This window comes from Lysinibacillus sp. FN11 (assembly GCF_024628845.1).
Taxonomy (GTDB): Bacteria; Bacillota; Bacilli; order Bacillales_A; family Planococcaceae; genus Lysinibacillus; species Lysinibacillus capsici.
In genome coordinates, this window is record NZ_CP102383.1 from 2647659 (window position 1) to 2673845 (window position 26187).

Below are 26187 nucleotides of genomic sequence, written 5' to 3' on the forward strand. Positions count from 1 at the left end.
GATGAACATTATGATTCATCTGGCATTTCGTCTTTCGAGCGAATTTGCAGTTCAGGGGTACGTTCTAGTTGCTCAATAAATTTTCTCGTCTTAAACCGAATACCGGTTTGTTCTTCATAGATGGTTGTTATAATTTTTTTAATGAAATATTTTGTTTCTTTTTTTAGCTCTATTTTTCCAATTTGGTCGATAGGAACAGTGTAGAACATCCTTATAAGTTTTAGCTGTGTTGGCGTTAAGCGAATGATATAGGGGTCATGCTGATAACAGCGATGGCATAAGAATCCTCCTTGAGCAAAGGAAAAAGCAAATTCCCCATCTACAGCGCCACACGCAGCACAGGCATGTAAAATAGGTTGTACACCTGTATAGGGCAACATTTTCCATTCAACAAATAGCGTAATGGCTTCAGGATCGTAGCCATCCTCAATTGCTTGTAGTGCATGTAGTAAAACATCGAATGCAAAAGGCTCTGGCTTTCCTTCTTCAACAACTCGCTCCACTAATTCCATAATATAGCTAGCATAAGCAGTAGCCATAATATCTTCACGAATATGGCGCATTGAATTTAAATGTTCTCCCTGTTGCAAAGTTCCCATGCCCGTATGATGTTGTACCATAAACATCCCATAGGTAAAGGGTTGCGTGATGGAAGCCAATCTACTAGAAGGTTTTTTTGCCCCTCTAGCCATCGTAGCCACTTTGCCAGCTTCACGAGTTAGCAAAATAACAATCTTATTAGATTCCCCATAAGCGCGAACCTTTAATACAATCCCCTCCCATTTATGAAGCATAATCCCCCTCCTTTCTTAAAAGAACTATCCATGAAAAGAGAGCTGCCCAAAATAATTTTGGACAGCTCAAAAATAAAATGATCAATACTCCTAGATCCTTTTGCCCCTATAAGAAGAAGTTAACCTCTAAAACCGTCACGTCAAAATTTGGCGTCTATTCCTGATTCAACGGGCAATGTTCACGATCGGGGCAACTCATTTGCTAAGTCAGGAAAAAACTTAATATTCATCATCACGGAATCCAAAATCGCGTAAATGTGTAGCTTTATTACGCCAATCTTTTTGCACCTTTACCCATAGCTCTAAATAAACTTTAGACCCTAGGAGCATTTCGATATCCTTTCGCGCACGTGTCCCCACTTCTTTTAGCAAGGCTCCACGTTTTCCGATAACAATTCCTTTTTGAGAATCACGCTCCACAATAATCGTAGCCGCTACATGAATTTTATCCTCATTTTCTTCATCACGACGAATTTTATCAATTACCACTGCGATAGAATGGGGAATTTCTTCACGCGTTAAATGTAGAACTTTTTCACGAATAAGTTCAGATATAATAAATCGTTCAGGATGATCTGTCACTTGATCAGCCGGGTAATACTGAGGTCCTTCTGGTAAATACTTCGCCAAGGTCACTAATAAATTTTCAACATTATTGCCTTGTAGCGCAGAAATCGGTACAATCTCCGCAAAGTCATAGCGCTCTTTATAGCTCTCAATAATTCCCATTAGTTCATCTGGATGAATGGCATCAATTTTATTGATGACCAAAAAGACAGGTGTTGGATTTCCTGCTAGCATTTCTAAAATAAATTCATCACCTTTACCGAGTTTTTGCTCAGCATTAACCATAAACATAATAACGTCCACTTCACGCAATGTGTTTTTAGAAACCTTCAGCATGAAATCGCCTAGTTTATGTTTTGGCTTGTGAATACCTGGTGTATCAATAAAAATCATTTGGCTATCATCTGTTGTCAGTACGCCTTGTACTTTATTTCGTGTTGTTTGCGGCTTATCACTCATGATCGCAATTTTTTGGCCAATGACACGATTTAAAAATGTCGATTTGCCAACGTTTGGACGACCAATGATGGAGATAAAGCCTGATTTATAGCCATTTTTAGTTTCCTGCATTCTCTAAATCCTCCGTCGTAAATGCAAACGGTAGTAATTCGCCCACTGACGTTACCGTCACATCACCTTTTAAGTTCGTTAAATAGACAGGCATAGTTGGAGCACAAAACTCCATCATGACCTGGCGACATGCTCCACATGGGGCGCATGGTCCTTCCGTATCAGCTACAATGGCAATGGCTTCGAATTCGTAAATCCCCTCCGATACTGCCTTAAAAAACGCTGTACGCTCAGCACAATTTGTCATACTATAGCCTGCATTTTCAATATTACAGCCGTGAATAACCTCTCCATCTTTTGTTAGTAGAGCTGCCCCTACTTTAAATTTTGAATAAGGAACATAGGCTTTTTCACGTGCCTTTTTTGATTCTTCTAATAACGCATGCATATCCATTGTCATCTATACTAATTCTCCCTCACATTTATGGTTTATTTTCAATTAGAAGACACTCATTTCCATTAAAACCATTTTGGCAGAAAGATGAGTAATCCGATTATAGCACTGAATAGTGCAAATACAAGCACTGCACCTGCTGCAATATCTTTTGCTTGCTTAGCAAGCGGATGTATCTCTGGGGAAGCTAAATCGACTACCCGTTCGATAGCTGTATTCATCATTTCCAGCGCAAACATCAGTGCTATTAATAGTAGCACAATATACCACTCCATACGAGATAAACCTGTCAAATAACTAGCCAGTATAACAATGATTGCACTTACTATATGTGATTTCAAATTTTGTTCTTTACTTGCAGTTATGATGCCTTCGAAAGCATAGCCAAAAGATCGCAAGTATTTTCGCAAATCCATCTAGTCTCGACCTAAGCCAAAAGTTTGTAGAATCTCATCTTGCTTTGCAAACATCACTTTCTCTTCTTCTGGCTCCATATGGTCATAACCAAGTAAATGTAAAAAACCATGTACAGCTAAAAAGCCTAATTCTCGCTCAAAGGAATGATTATATTCCTCAGCCTGCTCTTTGGCACGGTCTGTTGAAATAATAATATCACCTAATACACGTGGCATCCCTTCAAAAGTTACTTCCATTTCCCCTTCCCCTAGCTCCTCTAGCGCAAAGGAAATGACATCTGTTGGCTGGTCCTTGCCACGATATTCACGATTAATATCTTGAATTGCCTTGTTCGTTACAAACGTCACCGAAACCTCTGTTTCTGGCTCAATATTTTCTACACTTGCAGCATGCTGTAATAGCTTTTCAACTAGTTCGATATGTTGTGCTCCCACTTCATTTGTTTCATCCGTAAAATCAATTGTTAAAATCATAGATCCTCCTACTTATCTGCCTTTGGATATTCAATACGTGAATGGAATATCCCATTCAACGTTTCACAAAGTACTCTCTCTATACATTTTAACTCTTTTATTGAAATATCGCATTCATCAAACTGATTATCTTGGACGCGATCATCGATAATCGCTCGTACTAGCTTCTGAATTTTCTCTGCATTTGGTTCTTTCATAGAACGTACTGCTGCCTCGACACTATCCGCAACACTGATAACAGCTGCTTCTTTTGTTTGTGGTTTGGGCCCTGGGTATCGGAACTTTGCTTCATCAATATTTTTTCCTTCTTCCTTTGCTTTAAACAAGAAGAATTTTAACAAACTTGTGCCATGATGTTGTAAAGCGATATCAATAATCTCTTGAGGCATTTTATAACGTTTTAACATATTGGCACCATCTGTCGTATGGGCGATAATAATCTCTGCACTTGTTTCAGGTGGTAACGAATCATGCGGATTGATGCCCGACATCTGATTTTCGATGAAAAAGGAAGGTCGCTTGGTTTTACCAATGTCATGATAATAACAACCTACACGTGCTAATAAACCGTCAGCACCAATCTCTTCACACGCAGCTTCCGCTAAGTTCGCTACCATCACACTATGATGATATGTCCCTGGAGTTTCCATTAATAATTTTTTTAATAATGGATGGTTGGGATTGGATAGCTCAATTAAGCGTAAAGACGAAAGCAAGCTAAACGCCGATTCAAAGAATGGTAAAAGTCCCATCGTTAATGCCCCTGAAAGCAAGGCAGATAACATCGCTGCTATTAAGTAAAAGGCTAACTCTGGTAAACCATAGGATGATTGTGTCATTAACAAATAAAACGCTATAAATGCCATGTTTACAAGGGAAATCACACCAACCGCATGTAAAATATGTGAGCGTTTTTCCACACTACGCAAAAAGAATAGGCTTGCAAACCCCCCGAATATGATATACAGCGTAATTTCCATTTGCATAACTGAAGAATAGCCTTCTTGAAAAATTACTCCTGCTGAAGCAGCCGTCATAACTGTAATTAATACGGCAGCTCGCTCATCTGCTAGCAATCGTACAAGCATCGTAGCTAGTGCTGTCGGGAATAAAAAGGCAATCGTCACATCAAAGCCACTAGAAACTAAGCTAATAAATTTCATGAGCAAAATAGACAAGCTATAAACAATCACTGTCACTAACAGTGCATTACGTTTTTTTTGTTCGTTAGTCTCCCAACGCTCAAATAAAATATACATAAACATCATTTGCAGTAGCGTTAAAATAATAAGCCCTGCTATCGGCTTCAAGGAGGCTTTATTACTAACCATCCCTAATAGCTCTAATTGTCTAAAAGCCTCATTGTCAATAACTTGGCCTTCTTGAACAATAATCTGACCTTGTAAAATTCTTGTTGGCTCTACACTTTCTTTGGCCTGCTGTTTTCGAATCTTTGTTTGTTCTTCGTTAATTGTTTCATTTTCAATAATGCTTGTACGTCCTATTAACACGACTGTATTGAATATTTTATCAGGATATCCTCGTTGTCCACGAATCTTTGTTTCAAAATCATTTTGTGCAACAAAGACGTTCTCTGGTCGGATGGATTTTTGTAAATATTCCTCTACAAATTTAGATAATTGCGTACTTGTTCTAGTTAAATCATCTTCACTTTGCACTAACAGACTTTCCAGCTGAGAATCTGTAAAAATTAACGGCATCTGGTCTTCGTCAATGGATTCAAATTTCTTTCGAAGCTGTGTAACTTGGTCTGCAATAGGAATAGGTTCCTTACTATTTGCAACATCTTTTTTCACTTCCAAAACATAATCAAATAATGATGTTACAATCGCTGCTCTTTGCTTGGCGACATCCTCCGAAAATTGATAGACTGAATCCACTGCATTGGCAGCTTTTTCTCGCTCTAGCTGAGTTTTATAAGTGTCTTCAATGGTTTTAGTAGATCGTACGGTTTCAGGCGCAAGCTGTAATGGTTTGAAATCATATGTAACTCCTTTAACATTGCCATACATGAACCCAAATTGTAGGCCACCTGTTAAAATGAGAATGATGATAAGAAAGTAGCGAAAACCGATAAGCTCTGTAAATTTTCGAAGTTGTTTCTCCATCTGGCACCTCCTCTATCTACCTACTATCATACCAATTCAACATACATTTTTCTCGAAAAATGTATAAGAAAGCAAAAAACAGCTATGCATCTTCGCATAGCTGTCACATTTTTTTCCATATTTTGATTAAATTCGAGGTTTAGGTTTTAACTATATAGATGTTTTAAACCTCGTTACCCCTATCGCTTCGCTTGCGGGGCAGACTTCAAAAACCCGTTGCCCCTGTCGCTTTGCTTGCGGGGCAGACTTCAAAAACCCGTTGCCCCTGTCGCTTTGCTTGCGGGGCAGACTTCAAAAACCCGTTGCCCCTGTCGCTTCGCTTGCGGGGCAGACTTTAGAATTGCTATGCAATTCTAAAGTTGCTGTTCTTCGTAGGCTTGAATGATTTTGGCTACGATTGGGTGACGTACGACATCACCTTGTTCTAGTACTTGGAAATGGATAGATTTAACATACTTTAATGTACGTTCTGCTACAATCAAGCCAGATTCTGTATTTTTGGGTAGGTCGATTTGTGTTTTATCACCTGTGATGACCATTTTAGAGCCGAAGCCTAGACGAGTTAGGAACATTTTCATTTGTTGATGTGTTGTATTTTGTGCTTCATCTAAAATAACAAAGGCATCATCTAATGTACGGCCACGCATATAGGCTAAAGGGGCGATTTCAATTGTTCCACGTTCAATTAGTCGCTGTGTTTGTTCTGAGCCGTAGATGTCGTTTAAAGCGTCGTAGAGAGGTCGTAAATATGGATCGACCTTTTCCTTTAAATCCCCTGGAAGAAAGCCTAGAGACTCTCCAGCTTCAACAGCAGGGCGAGTTAAAATAATTCTCTTTACATGGCCGTTTTTAAGTGCCTGTGTTGCCATGACTACCGCTAAATACGTTTTCCCAGTACCGGCTGGACCAATACCGAAAACAACGTCTTTATGACGGATTGCTTGTATGTATTCTCGTTGACCAATTGTTTTTGCACGAATTGACTTACCTTTCGTCGTGCGTGCTATTTCTTCATCATATAGTTCTGCAAAATACTCGATTGTTCCTTTTTGTGTCATTTCAATAGCTGTTGTAACATCACGTTGATCAATATTAATTCCTTTGCGAATGACCTTCAATAAAGCTTGCAGAAGAAATGTTGCCTGTTCCTTAGCATTTTCTTCACCCGCAAGTTGAATTTGTTCACCACGCGTAATGATATGAACATTAAGTGCTTCTTCAACTAATTTCATATTTGCATCGGAAATACCTAGTAGCATAACCGCTTCGTTTGGATTATCCACCTGTAATACAGTTAACTGTTCTGACATAATCATTCTCCTTGTAGGCCTTGTATTGGACTTGCAATGTTTTCATTGACTAAAAATAGAACTTTCCCTTCAACTGTACCATTCCCCCACTTTGCCTGTAAAAGGTTTTCTTTCTTGATGATTGTTTTTGCAGGTAACGAGCGTAATACTTTTTCATGCAATAAAGGAATAAGCAATGACTCAATTTTCGATTCATCCAAATCTACTTGCATGGTTTTCGTCTGTTGCTCCTCTACAATCGAAACATAAGGGGATAGCCAATTCGGTAAATCCTTCCTTTGTACATAATCCACCTTTTCCTGATGTATACCCTTTATCAACACTCGCCATTGCTTTTGCTGCAAGGTTTCCACGGTAATTTTTGTTGGAATTTTAAATGAACATTCAAGCCAATAATCTGCATAAACCTCTCCCTTCGCCCCTACAAAAACTTGATCTGTGCCACTTTCTAATACACCACTTACGAGGACGTCACCTTCGTAGGCTGTATCATTTACTGAAATTTTCCGCTCACCATGCTGTATATTAAAATGTGTAATGACACCACTTTTCGTTGCTACTATATGGGAAGCTAATTTATCAGTTGTTTGCTCTGTTTGTTTAGGTGATTCTTGTGGTCTCAAAATTACTCGTCCGCCATGTTTATCAATATGAACCCATGATAGCTCTCTGTGTTGCTCTAACAGCTTTTGTCGTATAACCGTATTGGAAGGTAACTTTTTTTGAGATAGAGGGGTTTCTAGTTGAAAGGTTTCATGAAAGGTCTTACCTAAACGCTGCTCTAGTTCTGGTGTCGCGGCTTCTATGTCCACTCGCCATATAACTTGTGCACAAAGAATTGGAATAGCAATCATAAAGGCTAAGCCCAATAAAGTCCAAATTTGCGCTCGAAAAACTTGAAGCTCATCTGCATAAAATACAGCCATTTTTAAGCGAAAACGTCTTCGTACACGGCGAATTTTTGGTAGATAATGCATCGTCGTTTCAAAGGAAACTTCCTGCTCACGAAAGACAACACGCTTTAATGGTACATGTTGAGCGTGCAATGCTTGAATAAAAGGATGAACATTTTCATGGCGCTTTATACGTATAATAATTGGCCGATTATTCCACATTTTAGCTCACACCCATATTCTTTGTCATTTTCATATGAAGCTCATGTAGATTGTCAACAGTGAGATGTAGCATTTCTTCTTTGAGCGCATTGATTTTCACTGAATCCGCATTGACAGTAATATGATAATCTGCATAGACAAACGAACAGGTCGTCGCATCTGCATGAATAAAACGGTAGGGTCCAATAATTTTTAATGATTCGTATTCTAACAACTCAAGTAGTGGCGTTAATTGAAATAATTTTTTCATAAAAAATGCCTCCTTCTTCGGCAATATATGCATCGAAAAAGGAGGACATGCTAGTTATTTTCTTTTTGATTTTGGTGGCCCTAATATTTCAGCCATCACGATTGCTTGCATAAGATCATTTTTAGATTGAGGTAGTTGTAAAGTCGAATGTGAGCCAACTGACTGCACTTCCTTTTTTTCAGCAGCTAATCGTCCTCGACTTTCTCGATTAGAAGAACGGCTAGGGATATCTGCTGGAATGACAGTTGGGGCAACATAGCTTGGTATTTCTCTTTTCACTTGTTCTTCAACAAGTTTTTTAGGCTCCTCGACTTTCTCATTTTCTGGAATCCAATCTCCTATAAATTCTCGTGCAAAATCTTCAAAACTCTGTGCTTTCCCAGTACGATGTGGCGCTTTCTCCGTAACTGGAGGCTCCACCACAGTATCTTTATTAAAAGGAGGCATCTGCTTCTGAGGCTTTTTATTTTTTGATTTTCCGAAAATAGAGCTGACTATGGCAATTATGGCAAAGAGTATTAATTGTTCCATATTATTAGTTCTGCTCCTTTCCGTTATTAAGCATTAGGTTCATTTGTTTCAGGTTTATCTGTGCTCACTTTTGAAATCGAATCGCGCATCGCTGTATCCGCTTGGATATTACGATAGTTCATATAATCCATAATACCAAGATTACCGGAACGTAAGGCTTCAGCCATCGCTTGAGGTACTTCTGCCTCTGCTTCTACTACTTTCGCCTTCATCTCTTGAACACGTGCAATCATTTCTTGCTCATTTGCAACAGCCATAGCACGACGTTCCTCGGCTTTTGCTTGCGCAATGTTTTTATCTGCTTGTGCTTGTTCAATCTGTAATTCAGCACCGATATTTTTACCGATATCTACATCGGCAATATCAATGGACAAGATTTCAAAGGCTGTTCCTGAATCTAAACCTTTAGATAATACTGTTTGCGAAATCATATCTGGATTTTCTAAAACTTCTGTATGATGTGTCGCTGAACCGATAGTTGAAACGATCCCCTCACCAACACGAGCAATAACTGTTTCTTCACCAGCACCACCGACTAAACGTTCGATATTGGCACGCACGGTAATACGAGCCTTTGCTTTTACTTCAATCCCGTTCATTGCTACACCTGAAATGAAAGGTGTTTCAATAACTTTTGGATTAACGGACATTTGAACAGCTTCTAATACATCACGCCCAGCTAAATCAATTGCTGCACAACGTTCAAATGACAGTTCAATATTGGCACGATGAGCCGCAATTAAGGCATTCACTACACGGTCAACATTACCACCTGCTAAATAGTGACTCTCTAACTGATTAATCGTTACAGGTAAACCAGCTTTATGTGCTTTAATCAACGGATTAACAATTCGAGACGGGATTACACGACGTAAGCGCATCCCAATTAATGTGAAAATACTCACACGTACACCTGCTGCTAATGCAGAAATCCACAATGCTACGGGTACAAAGGTAAAGAATACCGCAAGCACAATGAATAAAATAACTAGTCCAGCAATAGGACCAATCAAAGCTAAATCAAAACCCATTTTCTATTCCTCCATCTCTTTATCTGTTTGTCTCACAACAATGCGTGAGCCTTCAACTTTAATAATTTCTACATGTTGATTGACATCGATATATCCACCTTCTGAGACAATATCAATGCGTTCACTACCAAGTACCATTGTTCCAGATGGACGAAGTGGCGTAAGCGTTTTCCCAATTTTCCCTAACAGTTCTGTGCGATTCACATTGGATACATACCCTTCTTCTGTCGTGGTTGCATCCATTAACACAAGCCTGTTTAAGACATGCAGTTTTTTTCCGAAAAATTTCATCAGAATCACCATTCCTATCATCGCTATCACAAGCGCAATGAGAATTGCTACTATCATTTGCATCATATTTGCACCTGCCAGTATCAGACTTAGTACTATTAAGACACCACCTAAAATACCAACAATTCCACCAGGGACAAAAAACTCTGCAATTAAAAGGGCTAACCCAACAATAAATAACAATAATGTTTCATATCCCGCAAAGCCGGCCACCATATGTCCAAAGAAAAATAAACCAAGTGCTGATAAGCCCATTATACCTGGAACACCAAATCCTGGCGAATAAAGCTCCATCACAAGTCCTAAACTAGCGATAGACAATAGAATAGGTACAATGATGGGATTTGTAATAAAACGAGCTAATTTTTCAGAAAAGGTCGGTTCAATGGGAACAACATCACTACCATTTAAGTTGGTTACGTCTAAAAGCTCCTGAAAATCCTTAACCGTCCCTTCAGAATATTTAACCTTTAATGCTTCTGAGGCAGATAGGGTTAACAAATTCTTTCCGCCAGCACGGTATTCTGGTAGTTCATAGTTGGTATCTGCCATTGCTAATGCATACTTAGGGTTGCGCCCTGACGTTTCTGCTGCTGCTTTCATTTGAGCAAGCCAAGCGCTATTAGCCTTTAGGTCGGCCGCATTACCTGCTGAATCGATAACTGCCGCTGCACCGATTGTTCCATTTGGAACCATGTAGATCTCATCCGCATGTAAGGCTAAAAAAGCTCCTGCTGAGTGCGCATCCTTATTAATATAAGCAATCGTCCTTATTTGCGTTGCATCCATAAGCATGGCGATATCATTTGCCGCATTCACAAAACCGCCAGGCGTATGTATTTCTAAGATAATCGCCTCTGCATTGTTTTCTTCAGCCTCTTTAAAAGCTCGTTCTAAAAATGCATGAAGTCCTCGTTCTACTTCATTATGAATCAGAACATGATAAACCTTATTACTGGCAAAAGCCGAAGTTAATGGAAACGCTAACAAAAAAGTCATCCATATCACTAGTAAATAGCTGAGGATTTTCCGTTTTCGCATCTTTTCCCCTCCCTTCTAACATGCCTCTCCTCTGTATATACGGTCAATCATGCGAAAAGTTTCACAAATCTTAAAAATTTATTCACTTATTTATCACTCGATCTAATGCAATTAACAACAGTATGTGCAAAAAAGCCGAATGAATCAAAGTGATTTCATTCGGCTTTTTCATATGTACGTAAAGTTGAGCAATGTAAAATACCTGAAATTAATCAAAAATGTGATTAATTTCAGGTATAACTTTGTCTGCTCAGTGAATCATACAATTGCGTGTTATGAACGTAGGGATTTTTAATGGGAAATTAAATTACCACTTACGTTTACGTGCAGCTTCTGATTTCTTTTTACGTTTTACGCTAGGTTTTTCGTAGAACTCGCGCTTTCTAACTTCTTGAATTGTACCACTTTTTGATACAGTACGTTTGAAGCGGCGAAGAGCATCTTCAAGCGATTCGTTTTTGCGAACGACAGTTTTTGACATCTCTCTTTCCCTCCCTCCGAACACACGTCAATACACAATTAGGCAAATTACCTTCTGTTGTGTACTAAAAAATTATATCGTATTGTCTAATAATGGTCAATAGAAAGTATGCGAAATTATCAAGTGAATTTTTGGTTTTATTTTTGCTCGAATTATTCATACAGAAATCGCCCACAATAAAAATAATTACATTTTCCTAACAATTAAGGGGTTTACAAAAAATAGAATAAGGGCGTAGAATAATCACATTCAATTTCATATCGGCCAAATCTCAACTATTTGAGAACGGAGGAACCAATTTTTGGGGTTAATTCTGCTTTAGCAGAAGGGATGAGAAAGCTCTTTCGCCATCCTACCCGTCAGCTAACTTCGTCGGCTAAAGCGAAGGAGGTCGTTATTGACCACCATTATTAGCATGCTTTCAGTCATTTTCATGCTCTTATCGTAGGTCTTTTTATTATGCCATTTAACAAACAGTTGTTTACTATTCAGAATTGAGGAAAATAAAATGAACAATTTTAAAAAAGCATTAAACCCTCCAAAAGTTCTCGTATTGGGCTTTGCTCTCATTATTGCCATAGGGACGTTTCTTTTAACAATGCCATTTTCTACTGAGGATGGGAAGGGTTTGCCCTTTTTAGATGCTTTATTCACTGCTACATCAGCTACTTGTGTCACTGGATTAATTGTAGTTGATACAGGTGATACCTTCTCTACTTTTGGCGAAGTGGTTCTTTTATTCTTAATCCAAATTGGCGGTTTAGGATTTATGACATTTGCCACATTATTATTTTTACTACTTGGGAAGAAAATTTCATTAAAAGAAAGACTGCTGCTTAAAGAAGCATTTAATAATATCTCCATAGCTGGTCTTGTTCGATTAGTAAAAAGAATATTGCTTTTTACAGCATGTATTGAAATAATCGGTGGTCTTATTCTATCGATTCGTTTTTCTTTTGATATGCCTATTGGAAAGGCCCTGTATTTTGGATTTTTTCATGCCATATCCAACTTCAACAACGCTGGCTTCGATTTAATGGGTGGCTTTAACGGAATGACTGCCTATGTTGATGACCCCTTTGTTGTTTTCACCATCTGTGCTCTTATTACAATCGGTGGATTAGGCTTTATTGTTATGAATGAATTGTATGAATATCGTGTGACTAAAAGGCTTTCTGTCCATTCAAAAATAGTCTTAGTAACCACACTTTTGCTAACTGCTAGTGGAACCATTTTGATATTTTTGTTTGAGTATGGCAACCAAAAAACACTTGGATCATTATCCGAATGGGGTAAAGTGTTAGGTTCCCTTTACCAAGCGGTTACACCACGAACTGCTGGCTCCAATACACTGGCTATTGGAGACTTAACGCATTCTACATTATTTTTAATGATCATTTTCATGTTTATTGGGGCAGGCTCTGGGTCGACTGCTGGAGGTATTAAAATCACAACCTTTGCTGTTTTAGTGGCTACTATGTGGTCACAAATTCGAGGGAAAGAAGATGTCGTTCTCTTTAGACGCAGGATTTTAAATGAAACAATTTTAAAAGCTATGACTGTGGTCATGTGTGGTATGTTCATTGTTGTATTTGTTACCATCATCCTCAGCATAATAGAACAAAAACATAGCTTCATGATGTATTTATTTGAGGCAACATCAGCTTTTGGAACGGTCGGACTTTCAATGGGATTAACACCTGAACTTACACCAGGTGGCCGGGTTTTAATTATTTTAACTATGTTTGCGGGTAGATTAGGTCCCTTAACTATTGCCTTTGCCATTACAAAACGTCGAAAATCAGAAGCTTTCCGCCACCCAAAGGGGAATATAATGATAGGTTAGATTAGAAGAAGGAGTTGTTAATTAAATGGCTATTAAACAATACGCCGTAATCGGCTTAGGTAGATTTGGCACAAGTGTCGCCCGCAGATTACATGAAGCTGGACAGGATGTTTTAGGCATCGATATTAGTGAGGAAAGAGTTGAAGATGCAGAACCTTATGTAACCCATGCGGTAGTAGCAGATACAACTGAAGAGAAAGCTTTAACATCCATTGGCATTGGAAATTTCGATTGTGTTATCGTGGCGATCGGTAACGATATGCAATCCAGTATATTAACTGTATCGTTATTAAAAGAATTAGGGATCAAAAAAGTGATTGCAAAGGCACTTGGAAAAAGGCATGGACAAGTGTTGGATAAGGTAGGTGCTGATTGGATTATCTATCCTGAAAGAGATATGGGCGAAAGAGTAGCAAATCAGTTACTATCACCTAATATGTTAAATTATATAGAATTATCAAAAGAGTACAGTTTAGAAGAAATCATGATCCCTTCTAAAATGGCAGGATATAATCTTCGGGATCTAGATATTCGAGCTAAATATAACGTCAGTGTGATTGCGATTGTGCGCGAAGGGGAAATAATAATTTCCCCTTCTCCTGAGCAAATTATTGAAAAGGAAGATTTATTAGTAATGATTGGTCATCGAAAAGATCTTACTTTATTCTCGAATATTCAATAACCACAAAAAGGCTGTGTCAAGTTCACCTTGATACAGCCAGCCATAGTTGTCTTAGAAAACTTTCTTTTGATCTCTATCATCTTTTAAAATTTCAACAGCCTCTCTAAAGCGCTGGGAATGAACAATTTCCCGTTCACGTAAAAACTTCAAGCTATCATTTAAATCCGTGTCATCTGATAAGTCAATAATCCATTGATATGTGGCACGTGCCTTTTCTTCAGCTGCTATATCCTCATACAGATCCGCGATAGGGTCACCCTTTGCTTGAATATAGGTTGCTGTGAATGGTACACCTGAGGCGTTTTGATAGAATAGAGCCCGATCGTGATTTACATAATGATCACCCAAACCAGCTTCTTTCAGCATTTCTGGTGTTGCATCTTTTGTTAGCTTATAAATCATCGTGGCAATCATTTCTAAATGTGAAAATTCCTCTGTTGCTATATCGGTCAATAACCCTACTACTTTGTCAGGAATCGTATAACGCTGATTCATGTAGCGTAGAGCTGCTGCCAGTTCCCCATCCGCTCCTCCATATTGTTCAATTAAAAACTTTGCAAGCATTGGGTTACATGTACTAACTTTTACCGGATACTGGAGTTTCTTTTCATAATACCACAAAGATTTTTCCTCCTAGTCTTTTGTTTAGACTTGCCATGGCCATGGTGTATCAATCCAGTTAAAAGGATAATTTGAATAGCTTCTCCCAAAATTCATGAGCGGTCCATATTTTTGCTCAAAATCAATTTTAAGTTTCATACTTTTCTCTGTATTTTCATTAAATTGCTGAATGGCGTCATAATCGTGTGGATGAGTGTCTAAATAGAGGTTTAATTCAACAATGACGAAATCAATTGCTTGTATTTCTTCTAATTGCTTATAAAATTCGGGCGGCATCTTTTTAGTCATGCTTCCTCCCTCCTTTTAGGGGAAATGGGTATGGGCTAAACAACTGTGGCCATAGTGTTCCTGCTATTAGCGCTTCTCTTGCGGTTGGAAATTGTGGAAGTCCAGGTGGTTGAAAACCCATATATAGCTGTGGGGGTGTTGCATAATACTTAACTTCTATAGGCTTACAAGGATCAAAGGGGCTAATATAGGGCCTCCAAGACTTATACTGTGTAAACATGACATCCTCCTTTCTGTATTTACATTCATCAGTGGAGTATATGTGCATAGAAAATTATTATGCTGATTAAACACAAAGAAGCCATAAGCTCACGTCAATGTACACATGAGCTTATGGCTCTATAAAAAGATAAAATTAATAGTTGGAGTCGGCAATTAAACCATTCATAATAGCTACACCAGAGCTAGCCCCAATACGAGTCGCACCAGCTTCTACCATTTTTTTCATGTCCTCTAAGCTACGAACACCACCTGATGCTTTTACGCCAAGATCTGGACCTACAGTTTTACGCATAAGCGCGATATCCTCTGCTGTTGCTCCACCAGTAGAAAAACCTGTAGATGTTTTCACATAGTCAGCACCCGCCGCTACAGCTAATTCACATGCTTTCACTTTTTCCTCATCTGTTAGTAAGCATGATTCAATAATGACTTTTACAAGTGCGCTATCTTTAGCTGCTTCTACTACTGCTGCGATATCTGCTTGTACAAGCTCATAGTTTTTATCTTTTAATGCACTGATATTAATAACCATATCTACTTCTTTTGCACCGTTAGCAATGGCATCTTTTGCTTCAAATGCTTTGACTGCTGGCGTATTGGCACCAAGTGGGAAGCCGATAACCGTACAAACTAAAACGTCTGTACCCTGTAGTAATTCACTGCTACGTTTTACCCAAGTAGGATTTACACAAACAGAAGCAAAGTTAAATTGTTTAGCTTCTGCACATAATTTTTCAATTTGTTCTTTTGTTGCCTCAGCCTTTAATAATGTATGATCAATCATACGTGCAAAATTTTTTTCCATTGTTGAACGCTCCTTCATTAAACAAGATGTACGTACCTCTTCGAATCATACCACTTTTTCATGTTGGCGTCTAATATCTTTCTATTTTATTAGTTTGGCTCAATTCAATTCCTACTATGACATGGATATGCCAATTTATTCGAGTATTTCCCTCCTCCTGAAGCAACAAAAAAGGATTGCCTCCAACCGTTAGCAATCCTTTTCATATTAATTAACTGTTTCTAAAACACGAACAAATTGACCTTGTGAGTGTGGATAGCCTGCTTGTGTAATTTTTACTTTGACAAGCTGACCAATGAGACTTTCAGGCCCTTCAAACACTATTTTTAAGTAATTGTCTGTATAACCAGTTAGAAGCCCTTCTTCTTCACTGCCATCATGGACAAATTCTTCAGGAATCACTTCTAATACTTGGTCTTCAAAACGAGAGGCATATTCTTTTGCCAATTGATCATTTAAAGAAATAAGGCGATGCACACGCTCATTTTTAATATCTTCATCAATTTGATCTTCCATACGTGCAGCTGGTGTTCCTGTACGTGGAGAGAATGGGAATACGTGTAGTTCAGAGAACTTATGATCACGAATAAAGTTATACGTTTCCATAAACTCTTCCTCTGTCTCACCTGGGAAACCAACAATGACATCTGATGTGACGGCTAAATCAGGTAATGCCTCATGTAGTTTCGTTAAACGTTCACCGAAAAACTCCATTGTATATTTACGACGCATACGTTTTAAAACCGTATCAGATCCAGATTGGATAGGTATGTGTAAATGATTAACAACAATTTTAGATTCTCGAAGAACTTCAATGACTTCATCTGTCAATTGACTAGCCTCAATAGATGAAATACGAAGGCGCTTTAAGCCTTTTACATTGGCTTCTAAATCACGTAGTAGCTGTGCAAGATTATAATCTTTTAAGTCTTGTCCATAGCCACCCGTATGAATACCCGTTAAGACGATTTCTAGGTAGCCAGCGTCAACTAGTTGCTGTGCTTGATGTAATACTTCCTGTGGATCACGAGAACGCATTAAGCCGCGTGCCCATGGGATAATGCAAAAAGTACAGAAGTTGTTACAGCCTTCCTGTATTTTTAATGAAGCACGTGTACGGTCTGTAAATGCTGGTACATCTAATTCCTCATATACACGATTTTTCATAATATTACGTACGGCATTAATCGGTTGGCGTTCTGCACGATATTGCTCGATATAGCCCAACAATTTTGTACGATCCTGCGTTCCTACAACAATATCAACGCCAGGAATCGCCATAATTTCTGCCGGGGATGTCTGCGCATAGCATCCCGTTACACAAATAACCGCATCAGGATTTTGACGCACTGCACGACGAATCACCTGACGAGATTTCTTATCTCCAGTATTGGTAACTGTACAAGTATTAATGACATAGACGTCTGCTTGATGATCAAATTCTGTACGATCATAGCCCTCTTCCTTGAACAGTTGCCAGATTGCTTCTGTTTCATAATGATTTACTTTACAGCCAAGTGTGTGAAAAGCCACTTTTGACAAGGCTGAACACCTCTTTCATTCAAATTCATAGGATATGGCAGACAGTGCGTATAATGGCGCTGTTTCTGCTCGTAAAATTCTCGGTCCTAATGACATCGTTTGAGCGCCTGCTTGTAATAGCGCTTCCGACTCTTGACGAGAAATGCCCCCCTCAGGACCAAAGATAATAAGCATTGATTTCGACTTCTTATCATACACGTTTTTTAGCTTCTCCGCAAACCTTGTGCGCTTTTCAGCCTTTGCATCCTCTTCATCAGCAATAAAAACGGCATCGAAATGATCTGTTTGTTGTACTAGCTGTTTAAATGATATGGGTTCAAAAACTGTTGGAATATGCGTACGGTGAGCTTGTTCCGCAGCTTCCTTAGCAATTTTCTGTAATCTTTCTTGCTTTTTTGCTCCTTTTTTCTTGTCCCATTTTACAATGGAGCGCTCAGCTTCAAAGGGTAATAAAGCAAACATTCCTAGCTCTGTGGCTTTTTGGGTAATAAGCTCTAGCTTATCACCCTTCGGTAAACCACATGCTACAGTTACTTGAATGGGTAACTCTGGGGAAGGGATTGTTTGTCCAGTCGCTTCAATGACGACCTCATCCCCTTCAAATCCTTCAATTGTGCATATATGCGCAGTGTTTTGTGCAACAACTACAATGTTGTCGCCTTGCTTCATACGCATCACTCGTTCAATATGCCGTGCATCTTCTCCACTAATACGTGCATTTTCGATAGCTGTTTCAATAAAATAACGTTGCATGCCACACAGTCCTTTCTAGCAAGAAAGGAAAACGCCAAATCACAAGCACACGGCTCACGATTTGGCGCTTCCTCAGTCATGTTATAGTGGACGACGGGCAATAATGGCTACCCAATCTTCCATTAATAATACTTCTTCAATCACAAAGCCTGAAGCTTCTAGTGCTACTTTCACATCATCTCGTTTTGCACCGATGATGCCCGAAGTGACATATAATCCACCTGGTTTTACAATTGTATACGCGTCATCTGTGAAGGACATGATGATTTCAGCCAAAATATTAGCGACTACTACATCTGCTGGTTCTTTTACAGTATCTAATAAGTTACCATGGAACACTGCTACCTTATCTTCCACTTTATTTAATGCTACATTTTCTCGCGCTGAACGTACAGCAACCTCATCTAAATCAAGCGCATGCACACTTTTTGCACCAAGTAATGCTGCACCAATAGACAATACGCCCGATCCTGTACCGATATCAACAACTGTATCCCCTTCTTTAATGACCTTTTCAAGTCCTTGTAAACACATTACCGTTGTTGGGTGGGTACCTGTACCAAATGCCATACCAGGGTCTAATTCAATAATTAGTTCATCTGTTGAAACAGGTGTATATTCCTCCCATGTCGGTACGATAGTAAAGCGTTCAGAAATCTTAACAGGATGGTAGTATTGCTTCCAGGCAGTTGCCCAATCTTCTTCATTGACTTCGACAATGGATACCACATTTTCACCGATATCAATGTTAAAGTTCGTTAAATTTGTGATAGCTGCTTTTATTTCTTCGACTGTTTCATTTAAAAAACTAGACTCCGATAAATAAGCTTTAACAATCACGCCATCTTTCGGAAAATCATCTTCATTTAGCGCATAAATTTCACCATATTGATCTTCACGTGGCTTCGCAAACTCTGCAGAATCTTCGATGACAACACCACTTGCACCTGCTTCATGCAAAATATTCGAAATTGCTTCTACCGCATCATTTTTTGTATGAATGGATAATTCTGACCACTTCACGTAGCTCTTCAGCTCCTCTAATTATTCACCTTGGAATTTTTTCTTAATTTTGTCGAATAGTGAACTACCTTGTTCTTCAGGGATATCGCCACTGATTTCTGCAAATTCTCGTAATAATTGCTTTTGTCTTTCCGTTAATTTTTCTGGTGTCATCACTTTTACTGTCACATACTGATTACCCATACCATAACCATGAACATTTTTAACACCTTTATCTTTTAGACGGAATTGAGCACCTGACTGTGTTCCAGCCGGAATACGTAATTTTACTTTCCCATGGACTGTTGGTACTTCAATTTCATCCCCAAGTGCTGCTTGAGGGAATGTTAATTTCAACTCGAAGTAAATATCGTCTCCATCTCGTTCGAAATCCTTGTGACCTTGAACGCGGAACATAATATATAAATCCCCTGCAGGTCCACCGTTTATACCTGGTTCACCTTGACCAGATACACGAATTTGCTGTCCATCATCCACACCTGCTGGGATTGTCACTTTAATTTTCTTACGTTTTTGAACTTTTCCTTCTCCACGACAAGTCGTACATTTTTCTTTAATAATTTTACCTGTCCCATGACATGTTGAGCATGTACGACGGTTCATCATACGACCAAATGGTGTATCCACTGCTTGATTGATTTGTCCTGCACCTTTACATGTCGAACATGTTTCTGGTTGCGTGCCTGGTTTTGCTCCTGAACCGTGACATGTTTCACACGTTTCATCTTTTGGGATTTCTATTTCTGTTTCTTTTCCAAAAATAGCTTCCTCAAATTGGATGTTCATACGATATTGCAGATCATCCCCTTTACGTGGAGCATTTGGATCCTGACGGCGACCACTTCCGCCAAAGAATGAACTGAAAATATCCTCGAAGCCGCCAAAGCCGCCCCCTCCAAAGCCACCACCAAAACCAGCATTCGGATCCTCATGACCAAATTGGTCGTAGCGTGCTTTTTTCTGGTCGTCACTTAATACTTCATATGCTTCAGCGATTTCTTTGAATTTTTCATCTGCGCCTGCCTCTTTATTAAGGTCAGGGTGATATTGTTTTGATAATTTACGATATGCTTTTTTAATCTCATCTTTTGTAGCCGATTTTGTTAAACCAAGCACCTCGTAATAATCGCGTTTCTCCATGATTCACACTCCGCTCTGTTTGCATAAAATCTATTGTAACATGCAGTTGAAAAAACTGCCTCATTTTTTCGATTAAAGGTTCTATAAGTTCCAAAAATGAAGATACTCACTTCCTAGCAGCTAACGTATGCAACTAGCCTATAAATGGTGCATTTACGTGAAGTGACCTCACATCATGACAAAAGCCAAAGCCGCAAGCGGTCTTTGGCTTTTTCACTTAACTGTGTTACTTCTTATTTATCGTCTTTTACTTCTTCGAATTCAGCGTCTACAACACCGTCATCTTTTTTACCAGCGCCAGTGTCTGCACCTGCATCGCCACCTTGAGCAGCTGCTGCCGCTTGTTCGTAAACTTTCATCACTAGTGGCTGTAATACGCCTTCTAGTTTTTCTTTCGCTGCTTTAATACCTTCTAATTCACCAGCTTCAAGCGCTTTTTTCAATTCATCACGAGCATCTTCAACAGATTTTTTCTCGTCTTCCGTAATTTGCTCACCAAGGTCAGCAATTGTTTTGTCTACTTGGAATACTAATTGGTCTGCTTCGTTACGAAGATCTGCTTCTTCTTTACGTTTAGCATCTGCTTCGGCATTAGCTTCAGCGTCTTTTACCATGCGTTCAATTTCGTCCTCTGATAAACCAGAATCAGATTGAATCACAATTGTTTGCTCTTTGTTCGTACCAAGATCTTTTGCTTTTACAGATACGATACCGTTTTTATCAATGTCGAATGTTACTTCGATTTGAGGCACACCACGTGGTGCTGGTGGAATATCTGCTAATTGGAAGCGACCTAATGTTTTATTGTCAGCTGCCATTGAGCGTTCACCTTGTAAAACATGAATATCTACTGCTGGTTGGTTATCAGCTGCTGTAGAGAAAACTTGAGATTTTGAAGTAGGAATAGTTGTGTTACGGTCGATTAATTTTGTGAACACGCCACCCATTGTTTCAATACCAAGTGAAAGAGGTGTTACGTCAAGTAATACAACGTCTTTCACATCACCTGTTAATACGCCACCTTGTACTGCAGCACCCATTGCAACAACTTCGTCAGGGTTAACACCACGGTGTGGCTCTTTCCCTGTTTCTTTACGTACTGCTTCTTGTACTGCTGGAATACGTGTAGAACCACCAACTAAAATAACTTGGTCAATTTCAGAAGTTGACAGACCTGCATCAGATAATGCTTGACGTACTGGTCCTACTGTACGATTTACTAAAGGTAAAGTAATTTCATCAAATTTTGCACGAGTTAAAGAGATTTCTAAGTGTAATGGACCTGCTTCACCAGCTGTAATGAATGGTAAAGAGATTTGAGTTGATGTTACACCAGATAAATCTTTTTTCGCTTTTTCAGCTGCATCTTTTAAACGTTGCATCGCCATTTTATCTTTTGATAAGTCAATGCCATTTTCTTTTTTGAATTCAGCTACTAGATATTCGATAATTGCGTCATCGAAGTCATCTCCACCTAGTTTGTTATCACCAGCTGTAGCTAGTACTTCAAAGACACCGTCACCTAACTCAAGGATAGACACGTCAAACGTACCGCCTCCAAGGTCAAATACTAATACTTTTTGATCTTGATCTTGTTTATCTAATCCATAAGCAAGAGCTGCAGCAGTTGGTTCGTTGATGATACGCTCTACTTCTAGACCTGCGATTTTACCAGCATCTTTAGTTGCTTGACGCTGTGCATCGTTAAAGTAAGCAGGAACTGTAATAACTGCTTTTGTCACTTTTTCCCCTAAGTAGTCTTCAGCATAGCCTTTTAAGTATTGAAGAATCATTGCGGATACTTCTTGTGGCGTGTAGTCTTTATCTTCTACTGTTACTTTTTCAGCCGTACCCATTTTTGATTTAATAGAAATGATTGTGTTAGGATTTGTTACTGATTGACGTTTCGCCACTTCACCAACTTGACGTTCACCATTTTTAAAGGCAACAACAGATGGCGTTGTACGGTTTCCTTCTGGGTTTGGAATTACTTTTGGTTCTCCACCTTCAAGTACAGAAACGCAAGAGTTTGTTGTTCCTAAGTCAATACCAATAATTTTGCTCATTAAAATTTCCTCCTATTATGTCAACGCAAGGGATGCGTTTTCTAACTAATTTTAATTGACTAAATAGTGCAAAGACTATTCGTTCACAGATACCATTGTTGGGCGTAATACACGATCCTTTAAGATATATCCTTTTTGTAGTTCGCGTAAGACGATACCCGTTTCTTTTTCACTATCTTGTTCTTGCATAACAGCTTGGTGAATTGTTGGATCAAATTGCTCACCTTCAGCTTTAATCACTTGCAGACCTTCTTTTTCTGTTGCTTCAATTAAAGAGCGATACACCATTTCAATTCCTTTAATGATCGATGCAGTCTCTTCAGAAGTTGTCTCTACTTGTAAAGCACGTTCAAAATTATCAAGGACTGGTAATAGATCAGATAGTAAGCTTTGGGCGCGATACTTTTCAGCTGCCTCACGGTCTAACTGATTACGACGGCGCATATTATCGAAGTCAGCACGTAAACGTAGGTGACGATTTTCTTCGTCAGCCAGCTTTGCTTGCAGTTCAGCCAGCTTAGCCTCATACTGTTCTTCAATTGATAACTCTACTTCTTCCTGAACTTCTGTTTGCTCTACTTCCTCAGTTGTCGTTTCAGCTTGTACATCTTCTTGTACTAAATCTTTGTTTTCCGTTGTTTCCGTCACTTGAATCCTCCTCATTCTCATTCACTACGATTCTTCATAAAGGCTTGTGTTAAATCCAAGCGCATTACGTCTAATAAAGCCACAACACGCTTATAATCCATACGTGTAGGGCCAATAATAGCAATGGCTCCCTGTTGATCATCACCAATAGAATAGGTAGTGGTAATGACACTGCAATTTTCCATTTCTAGTTGTTTATTTTCTGAGCCTATCCGAATATGAATACCTGATTCATTCGGATGGAAAAGTGACTGCACTTGGCTAGTCGTCTCCATCAAGTCCAAAATCATCCTTACTTTATTTAAGTCATGGAATTCTGGTTGGTTGAACATATTCGTTTTCCCACCATAGAAAATTTTACTTTCTGAATTATGCATTGTTGCTGTGATAAGTGCGCGAATAAAATCATCCGCTGACCGAACATGTTGCTGTAACACGGCTAGCACTTCAGCTTCAAGGCTTTTATGGAGATCTTCTAATGAAACTCCAATAAGGCGATCATTTAAGATATTCACCATTTTCTCTAAATCAGAAGCGGTAAAGTCAGGTGGTAGATTGAACATGCGGTTTTCTACATGCCCATTATTCGTCACGATAATCGCTACTGCTGTGTCGCTGGAAAGAGGGACAATTGAAAACCGTTTAACACGATGCCTTTGGACATCAGGTCCTAAAAGTATGGAAGTATACGATGTCAACTCTGATAAAATATTGGCTGACTTTCGGATAATATGCTCTACTTCTACTAGTCGATCATTAAAAATTGATTGAATTTGTTGAATGTCCTTAGAATTAATACCTTGAGGACTCAACAAATGATCTACATAAAATCTGTAACCCTTTTCCGAAGGCACTCGACCAGAGGAGGTATGCGTTTTTTCTAAAAAGCCTAATTCCTCTAAATCCGCCATTTCGTTTCGAATAGTGGCTGGACTAAATGTAATCCCTTGTTTTTTGGAGATTTGGCGAGAACCCACCGGCTGCGCAGACACAATAAAGTCGTCTACAATGACTTGCAATATCTGTAACTGCCGATTTGTTAGCATGATTATCACCTCTGTTAGCACTCAACTAAGAGGAGTGCTAATACTATTATTAAGTTATCAAATCCCACATTTTATGTCAACGATATCGCTCAATCTTCTAGCAAAAATTGTTGAAATACTTCATTGCCCACAAAACGTCCTTTTCTCGTCAAGCGTACCCCAAGCTCATCCTGTTCTAAAAGCCCCTTTGACACTAGATCTTTTATTACCACATCATAATGGGCAGACATAGGGGTTTTAAATTTCTCTTCATATATAGAGTGCATAACACCCTCTGTTTTTCTTAGCCCTAAAAACATTTGTTCTTCTCTTTTTTCCACTTGTGATACTTCATGTGCGTGGACAATTGGTAGCTCATTTGCTTCCACAGCTTCCATATACTTTTTTAATGGACCGTGATTGGAATAGCGTATACCTGCTAAATACCCATGAGCCCCTGCGCCAAACCCCGCATATTCATCATTATCCCAATAAATCTTGTTATGCTCTGAACGATACCCAGGCTTTGCAAAATTACTAATTTCGTATTGTTGAAGCCCATGTAAGGCCATTTGTTGCATCAGCACATCATACATATCCGCTTCTAAATCTTCTGTCGGTAAATATAGTTTCCCTTTAGCGTACTGATTATAAAAAATCGTTTTGGGTTCTACAATAAGAGAATAGGCAGAGAAATGTGGCAAATCAAGAGTAAAAGCTTTGGCTAATGAATCCTTCCATTGCGCCATTGTTTGCCCAGGTAAGCCATACATTAAATCAATGCTGATATTACGGAAGCCAATTTTCCTAGCCAAGGCGATTGTTTCATAGACATGATCATTACTATGAGTGCGTCCAATCTTCTGTAGCAATCCCTGGTCAAAAGATTGTACCCCCATGCTTAAACGATTGACACCACCGTCGAACAACACCTGCAATTTGGCTGCAGACAATTCATCTGGATTTGCCTCTGATGTAAATTCTGTCACACTATTCATTGGAATATACGTATGAATAGACGTTAGTAGTTTGTCCAATTGCTCAGGCGATAAAGCTGTCGGTGTTCCGCCACCAAGAAAAATCGTCTCGATGTTACGGAATTTTTCAGGATGTTTTTCTGTTGTCAGGGCCATTTCCTTTCCAAGCGCTTCTATATATTCATCCACTGGTTGATTTTTAAAATAAAATTTATTGAAATCACAATAATTACAGATTTGATGACAGAAAGGAATATGAATGTAAACACCTCGTGCCATAGCAATCCCTTCTTTCGCGTTAAGTCTTTTCCATTTCTACATTATAACGAATCGATAGAAGGAACGCTACGCTATGAAACCATTCAAGTGAGCTTACATATATTTTTCTCAAATGTTTTTCTACAAACAACAAACTAGTATGCCAAAGAAATTCCTCTAGCCTACTAGTTAACAAGTGTTTCTTACAAAGGTATTATCGAAATATATCTTATGCTTTTATCCCATTGAATAACGTCTCTATAATGAGCGTTGCTGCCGATTTTTTTGCAATAGTTCCTTCTTGAACCTGCTGCCACGTTGTAAACAGTAAAGAATAAAGTACATTCAGCATCCATTCACTATCCATATCCAGTCGCAAATAGCCTTTAGACTGCAATGATTTTATTGTGCGTCGAACAGGCTCTTTTAACTGATCCTCAGCCGCCAATAATTCTGCATTGTAATTTAAAGAGCATTCATGCGCCAAAAAATAGATTTTATCTCCTAAAGGAATCAAAGCCTCAACAAGTTCCGGAATATATGCTTCATCCTCTTCTGCCACAACTATTTGACTCATTGTTTCATCTACAACTTGGACAGCCCTAAAACTGAGTTGAAGCATCAATTGCTCTCTGTTGTCAATGTAACGGTGTAGTGTGGCAATACCTACACCAGCATAACTAGCAATATCATTTAAAGAAGCAGTTGGATTTTCCACAAGGAGTTCTGTCGCTGCATCTAAAATAGCGTTACGTCTTGCTTCTTTGGTTGCTGATCTAGAATTCTTCATCAACTATCACTTCTTTCTAATCTAAAATAAACTAGATAGTTTTTACTATCATTTGCTACAATTGTAGACCACAGAAGGCACGATTTCAACCTTCCACAAATTTCTAT

28 protein-coding genes and 1 riboswitch are annotated in these 26187 nt (G+C 38.9%); of the genes, 2 read left to right on the plus strand and 26 right to left on the minus strand.

The features are described from left to right. Positions 1-8: 8 nt before the first annotated feature. The 13 genes from recO to rpsU all read right to left on the minus strand — a co-directional run bounded on the left by recO (position 9) and on the right by rpsU (position 11394). The gene (recO, locus tag NP781_RS14160; protein ID WP_257520196.1) at positions 9-794 is read right to left on the minus strand and encodes a DNA repair protein RecO; all 786 of its coding nucleotides are present in this window, start codon (positions 792-794) and stop codon (positions 9-11) included. Positions 795-1013: 219 nt separating this feature from the next. After that, on the minus strand, positions 1014-1931 hold the full coding sequence (gene era, locus NP781_RS14165) for a GTPase Era (RefSeq protein WP_004227129.1): 918 nt from the start codon (positions 1929-1931) through the stop codon (positions 1014-1016). Continuing rightward, entirely contained in the window at positions 1918-2331 is a 414-nt protein-coding gene (locus tag NP781_RS14170) for a cytidine deaminase (RefSeq protein ID WP_221680080.1), read from the minus strand. The genes era and NP781_RS14170 overlap by 14 nt, the downstream gene beginning before the upstream one ends. Before the next feature lie 59 nt (positions 2332-2390). Then, entirely contained in the window at positions 2391-2741 is a 351-nt protein-coding gene (locus NP781_RS14175) for a diacylglycerol kinase family protein (protein ID WP_221680079.1), read from the minus strand. Then, on the minus strand, positions 2742-3215 hold the full coding sequence (gene ybeY, locus NP781_RS14180; RefSeq protein ID WP_048392192.1) for an rRNA maturation RNase YbeY: 474 nt from the start codon (positions 3213-3215) through the stop codon (positions 2742-2744). Positions 3216-3223: 8 nt separating this feature from the next. Further along, positions 3224-5344: an HD family phosphohydrolase gene (locus NP781_RS14185; RefSeq protein ID WP_257520197.1), complete on the minus strand. Its 2121-nt coding sequence runs from the start codon at positions 5342-5344 to the stop codon at positions 3224-3226. 353 nt (positions 5345-5697) lie between these two features. After that, positions 5698-6654 (minus strand): PhoH family protein, encoded by a 957-nt coding sequence (locus NP781_RS14190; RefSeq protein WP_004227104.1) that lies wholly within the window; start codon positions 6652-6654, stop codon positions 5698-5700. A 2-nt stretch (positions 6655-6656) separates the two neighbouring features. Then, complete coding sequence (locus NP781_RS14195; RefSeq protein WP_221680077.1) at positions 6657-7769, minus strand: sporulation protein YqfD; 1113 nt, start codon at positions 7767-7769, stop codon at positions 6657-6659. 1 nt (position 7770) lies between these two features. Continuing rightward, positions 7771-8019, minus strand: a complete 249-nt coding sequence (locus tag NP781_RS14200) for a hypothetical protein (RefSeq protein WP_257520198.1) — start codon at positions 8017-8019, stop codon at positions 7771-7773. Between the two features lie 54 nt (positions 8020-8073). Next, positions 8074-8550, minus strand: a complete 477-nt coding sequence (locus NP781_RS14205) for a YqfB family membrane protein (protein ID WP_257520199.1) — start codon at positions 8548-8550, stop codon at positions 8074-8076. Between the two features lie 26 nt (positions 8551-8576). After that, positions 8577-9581 carry a flotillin-like protein FloA gene (gene floA / locus NP781_RS14210; RefSeq protein WP_004227087.1) on the minus strand — a complete coding sequence of 335 codons (1005 nt, stop codon included), beginning with the start codon at positions 9579-9581 and terminating at the stop codon, positions 8577-8579. A gap of 3 nt (positions 9582-9584) precedes the next feature. After that, positions 9585-10913, minus strand: coding sequence for an NfeD family protein (locus tag NP781_RS14215; protein ID WP_221680074.1), 1329 nt, complete (start codon positions 10911-10913; stop codon positions 9585-9587). A gap of 307 nt (positions 10914-11220) precedes the next feature. Then, complete coding sequence (gene rpsU, locus NP781_RS14220; protein WP_004227078.1) at positions 11221-11394, minus strand: 30S ribosomal protein S21; 174 nt, start codon at positions 11392-11394, stop codon at positions 11221-11223. A 252-nt stretch (positions 11395-11646) separates the two neighbouring features. Beyond that, positions 11647-11787, plus strand: a riboswitch (cyclic di-AMP (ydaO/yuaA leader). A gap of 115 nt (positions 11788-11902) precedes the next feature. Here rpsU and NP781_RS14225 point away from each other — a divergent pair. Both NP781_RS14225 and NP781_RS14230 read left to right on the plus strand, forming a co-directional pair. Further along, the gene (locus NP781_RS14225) at positions 11903-13240 is read left to right on the plus strand and encodes a TrkH family potassium uptake protein (protein WP_221680073.1); all 1338 of its coding nucleotides are present in this window, start codon (positions 11903-11905) and stop codon (positions 13238-13240) included. 25 nt (positions 13241-13265) lie between these two features. Further along, positions 13266-13922, plus strand: coding sequence for a potassium channel family protein (locus NP781_RS14230; RefSeq protein WP_221680071.1), 657 nt, complete (start codon positions 13266-13268; stop codon positions 13920-13922). Between the two features lie 51 nt (positions 13923-13973). Here the strand turns inward: NP781_RS14230 and NP781_RS14235 are convergent, their stop codons facing one another. The 13 genes from NP781_RS14235 to NP781_RS14295 all read right to left on the minus strand — a co-directional run bounded on the left by NP781_RS14235 (position 13974) and on the right by NP781_RS14295 (position 26080). Next, positions 13974-14543, minus strand: coding sequence for a manganese catalase family protein (locus NP781_RS14235; RefSeq protein ID WP_004227065.1), 570 nt, complete (start codon positions 14541-14543; stop codon positions 13974-13976). A gap of 24 nt (positions 14544-14567) precedes the next feature. Continuing rightward, positions 14568-14831: a spore coat protein CotJB gene (locus NP781_RS14240; RefSeq protein WP_016994107.1), complete on the minus strand. Its 264-nt coding sequence runs from the start codon at positions 14829-14831 to the stop codon at positions 14568-14570. Next, complete coding sequence (locus NP781_RS14245) at positions 14824-15051, minus strand: spore coat associated protein CotJA (protein ID WP_221680069.1); 228 nt, start codon at positions 15049-15051, stop codon at positions 14824-14826. Before NP781_RS14245 ends, NP781_RS14240 begins: the two co-directional genes overlap by 8 nt. A 135-nt stretch (positions 15052-15186) precedes the next feature. Continuing rightward, positions 15187-15858: a deoxyribose-phosphate aldolase gene (deoC, locus tag NP781_RS14250; RefSeq protein ID WP_257520200.1), complete on the minus strand. Its 672-nt coding sequence runs from the start codon at positions 15856-15858 to the stop codon at positions 15187-15189. Between the two features lie 207 nt (positions 15859-16065). Next, the gene (gene mtaB / locus NP781_RS14255) at positions 16066-17400 is read right to left on the minus strand and encodes a tRNA (N(6)-L-threonylcarbamoyladenosine(37)-C(2))-methylthiotransferase MtaB (protein WP_004227055.1); all 1335 of its coding nucleotides are present in this window, start codon (positions 17398-17400) and stop codon (positions 16066-16068) included. Positions 17401-17415: 15 nt separating this feature from the next. Then, positions 17416-18153: a 16S rRNA (uracil(1498)-N(3))-methyltransferase gene (locus NP781_RS14260; RefSeq protein ID WP_221680067.1), complete on the minus strand. Its 738-nt coding sequence runs from the start codon at positions 18151-18153 to the stop codon at positions 17416-17418. A gap of 81 nt (positions 18154-18234) precedes the next feature. Then, a complete protein-coding gene (gene prmA, locus NP781_RS14265) occupies positions 18235-19176 on the minus strand; it encodes a 50S ribosomal protein L11 methyltransferase (RefSeq protein WP_004227050.1) in 942 nt (313 codons plus the stop codon). Positions 19177-19197: 21 nt separating this feature from the next. Beyond that, entirely contained in the window at positions 19198-20316 is a 1119-nt protein-coding gene (gene dnaJ, locus NP781_RS14270; RefSeq protein ID WP_221680065.1) for a molecular chaperone DnaJ, read from the minus strand. A gap of 233 nt (positions 20317-20549) precedes the next feature. Continuing rightward, positions 20550-22382 (minus strand): molecular chaperone DnaK, encoded by a 1833-nt coding sequence (gene dnaK, locus NP781_RS14275; RefSeq protein ID WP_257520201.1) that lies wholly within the window; start codon positions 22380-22382, stop codon positions 20550-20552. 75 nt (positions 22383-22457) lie between these two features. Then, positions 22458-23030 carry a nucleotide exchange factor GrpE gene (gene grpE / locus NP781_RS14280; RefSeq protein ID WP_004227038.1) on the minus strand — a complete coding sequence of 191 codons (573 nt, stop codon included), beginning with the start codon at positions 23028-23030 and terminating at the stop codon, positions 22458-22460. Between the two features lie 17 nt (positions 23031-23047). After that, a complete protein-coding gene (gene hrcA / locus NP781_RS14285) occupies positions 23048-24076 on the minus strand; it encodes a heat-inducible transcriptional repressor HrcA (RefSeq protein ID WP_004227036.1) in 1029 nt (342 codons plus the stop codon). 89 nt (positions 24077-24165) lie between these two features. Beyond that, entirely contained in the window at positions 24166-25311 is a 1146-nt protein-coding gene (gene hemW, locus NP781_RS14290; protein ID WP_257520202.1) for a radical SAM family heme chaperone HemW, read from the minus strand. Between the two features lie 208 nt (positions 25312-25519). Continuing rightward, on the minus strand, positions 25520-26080 hold the full coding sequence (locus NP781_RS14295) for a TetR/AcrR family transcriptional regulator (RefSeq protein WP_221680060.1): 561 nt from the start codon (positions 26078-26080) through the stop codon (positions 25520-25522). Positions 26081-26187 lie beyond the last annotated feature (107 nt).